Origin of the sequence: Brevundimonas sp. (assembly GCF_036659295.1) — a bacterium.
In the GTDB taxonomy this organism is placed as follows: domain Bacteria; phylum Pseudomonadota; class Alphaproteobacteria; order Caulobacterales; family Caulobacteraceae; genus Brevundimonas.
The window spans coordinates 1-3,128 of the sequence record NZ_JAVXCU010000145.1; the positions used below are offsets into that span (position 1 = coordinate 1).

Genomic DNA, 3,128 nt, shown 5'->3' on the forward strand with positions numbered 1-3,128 from the left:
GCCACCAGAGGCTTGTCCAGATCGGCCAGCGACTTGAGGAAGCGGAAGACATCACTGTCGGTCAGGCTGCCTTCGCCCTGCCCCAACTGCATGAAGTCGGCAATGTCGTTACCGGCCGAGAAGTTGTCGCCCTTGGCCCCGATCATCACCACACGGACACTGTCATCCGTGCGTGCACCGACCAGAGCCTCGGTCATGGCCAGATACATGGCCTGAGTGATGGCGTTCTTCTTGTCCGCACGGTCCATCACAATGTGAAGGACGCTGTCTTCTACATAGGTTTTAACAAACTCGGTCATTGTGTTCCCTCCACAGCAGACCACCATTCAACGCCGTGTTGATCGGTTTCGCGAACCGTCCGGCCCTGACCTTCAAGATAGTTCAGATGGGCCAGCGATTCTGCTGTCGCCATCCCCAACAGTTCTGGCCCGATCGGTCGGGCAAACAAGGCCCCGAACACGTCGATCGACCTCGATTTCTGCTGTAGCGAGCGCATCAGGCGCTTCAAGCCGACCTCGTGGCCGCGCAGCAAGGCCTCCAACCGTGTCGTCACGCCATAAAACGGCTCGCCATGCGATGGCAGCACCAGCAGCCCCGACGGCAAACGTACCCTCAGCGCTTCCAACGACAACAGCCAGTCTTTCAGGGGATCCGCCAGCGGCTCGGTGTCCCAGACGCCGATATTGGACGATATCTTGGGCAGTATCTGGTCACCGGCAATAAAGACATCATCGTCCTTGCGCCACAGACAGACATGCTCGGGGCTGTGGCCCTCGCCAATCACCACCGTCCAGTCGCGCCCGCCGATCGAAAGGACCTCGCCTTCCTGAAGACGGGTAAACTGCGGCGGGATCGGTGAAATACTGCAGCTGAAACGGCCAAAACCGTCCTTCCAGCGCGCAATCGCTTCGTCATCCCAGCCCTGACGACGGAAGAAGGTCTCGGCCTCGAGCGTCGGACCGCCCGCCTCTTCGGCCACATACATCCGCGCGCAGACATATTCGAGGCGCGACATCAGTAGCGGCGCACCGGTCTTGCCGTATAGCCAGCCCGCGGCACCGATATGGTCCGGATGCAGGTGGGTCACGATCAGACGGTGGACCGGCTTGCCGCCCAGCGGGCCTGCCAGCATTTTTTCCCATGCCGCATGCGTCGGTGGCGTATTCAGTCCGGTATCGACCAGTACCCACCCGTCACCATCGGCAATGGCATAGACATTGATATGGTCCAGAGCGATCGGCAGCGCCAGGCGCATCCACAAAACGCCCTCGGCGACCGTTACGGCCTCGCCCGGCAACGGCAATGCGGGCTGAGGATAGGTCAATCCTCTCTCCGTCCGCTCCAATGAGGGGGGTGCGCCGTCCGCCAAGGTCCGTCTCCAATCAAAACTTGCCAATGGACTTGTCAGAATTTGCGCCTCGGGTCCAGTGTTCGCCGATTTCTGACCTTGACCACGCCAGTGTGTAGCGCCAAGGCTCTGACAACATTTCAGAGGCGAGGAACAACCCAGTGACCCACCGTACCAAATCGCACGCCATGTGCGTTGCCGCCGCTATGGCTTTGATGACCCTCTCGCCGGTGTCGGCGTTTGCATATTCGGGCCAACAAACGCCTCACCCTGAAGATCGTGTTGTCACTGACCAAAACCAGTCGGGCCGCGCGCCGCGCGGTCGCGTGTCTGGTCGCCAGAACCGCAATCAGCCACAAGCTGCTCCGGTTGCCGTTCCCACGCCCGAAGAAAACCTCGCTGCGGCCCAGCAACTGTTTGCTGCCAACAGCGTCCCCTGCCAGATGACCGAAGCCAATCTACGTGGTCAGACCCCTGACACCCGCAGCATGTATGAAGTCGTCTGCACCAACGGTTTCGGCTATCTGTCGCTGACGGGCCTTGCCGCCAGCACCGACGCAGCAGGTCAGGCCAAGGCCGCTGTCGAGCCGGTCTTCATCGAGTGCATCGAAGCACAGGTCACCTATGACCGCGCTGTCGCCGCCTCGCCAGAAGCCGCTCCGCCGCCGAAATGCGACCTGCCGGCCAACCAGAACTTCCTTCCGGTCTTTGCCGCTATGTCCTCCGAAGCCGGCATTGCCTGCACCGTGGACCAGGGCACAATTGTGGGCCGCAAGGGCAAGGCTTCGGTCTATGAAATCGGTTGCAACGGCGCCGACGGCTACCGCATCAACCGTGCTGCCGAAGGCTGGGAAGTTGCTTCCTGCCTCGAACTGGCCAATGCCAATGTAACGTGCAGCTTCACGACCAAGCCGGAACAACTGGCTACCGTGAAAACCTGGCTCGCCACCAACGAGAAAACCGCTGGCTGCGACATCAACAATGTCCGCTTCATGGGTTCCAATGACAATGGTGCCTTCTACGAAGCCGCCTGTAACGGTGCCGAAGGCTTCATCACCCGCCTCGACGCCGCCAAGGCTATTCAGGAAGTTTACCCGTGCGCCGAAGCCGAGAAGATCGGCGACGGCTGCAAGCTGACTGCCGCTGCTCCGCAGGACAACACCTCGCCGGCTGCATAACCCACGGTTCGCTTACGTCACCAAAAGCGCCGTCGGGGGACCACCCCGGCGGCGTTTTCTTTTTGCCCTCTATCGGACAGGCCGCTGACGGCCTAATCTTGAGCTTATGCGTATAGCCACCTGGAACGTGAACTCGGTCAATGCCCGCCTGCCCACCGTGCTGGCGTGGCTTGAATCCGCACAACCCGATGTCGCCTGTTTTCAGGAGATCAAATGCGTCGACGAGAAATTCCCTCGCGAGGCCTTTGAAAGCCTTGGCTATAATGTCGAGACGCATGGCCAAAAGAGCTATAACGGCGTCGCTCTGCTGTCCAAATTCCCGATGTCGGATGTCGTGCGCGGCCTGCCGGGTGACGATAGCGACGAGCAGGCTCGTTATATCGAGGCCCTGATCGAAAGCCCCACGCCCGTGCGCGTGGCCTCGATCTATCTGCCCAACGGCAACCCGATCGATACCGACAAATTTCCCTACAAGCTGAACTGGTTCCAGCGCCTGCACGACCATGCCAAGGGTCTGCTAGCCTATGAGGAACCACTGGCCCTGTGCGGTGACTATAACTGCATCCTCACACCGGAAGATGCCGCAAAGCCGGATGAGTGGG

General features: G+C 60.4%; 4 protein-coding genes. 2 read left to right on the forward strand and 2 right to left on the reverse strand.

Going from position 1 to position 3,128, the window contains the following annotated elements:
• Together RSB01_RS13875 and RSB01_RS13880 are read right to left on the reverse strand one after the other, a co-directional pair.
• Positions 1-299 (reverse strand): enoyl-CoA hydratase-related protein (locus RSB01_RS13875; protein WP_332625722.1); only part of this gene is annotated, 299 nt, incomplete at its 3' end.
• On the reverse strand, positions 296-1,324 hold the full coding sequence (locus RSB01_RS13880) for an MBL fold metallo-hydrolase (RefSeq protein ID WP_332625724.1): 1,029 nt from the start codon (positions 1,322-1,324) through the stop codon (positions 296-298). The genes RSB01_RS13880 and RSB01_RS13875, both read right to left, overlap by 4 nt.
• A 185-nt stretch (positions 1,325-1,509) precedes the next feature.
• Between RSB01_RS13880 and RSB01_RS13885 the strand changes: the two genes are divergently transcribed.
• Positions 1,510-2,526: a hypothetical protein gene (locus RSB01_RS13885; RefSeq protein ID WP_332620654.1), complete on the forward strand. Its 1,017-nt coding sequence runs from the start codon at positions 1,510-1,512 to the stop codon at positions 2,524-2,526.
• Positions 2,527-2,632: 106 nt separating this feature from the next.
• A partial coding sequence (locus RSB01_RS13890; RefSeq protein WP_332625726.1) for an exodeoxyribonuclease III occupies positions 2,633-3,128 on the forward strand: 496 nt, incomplete at its 3' end.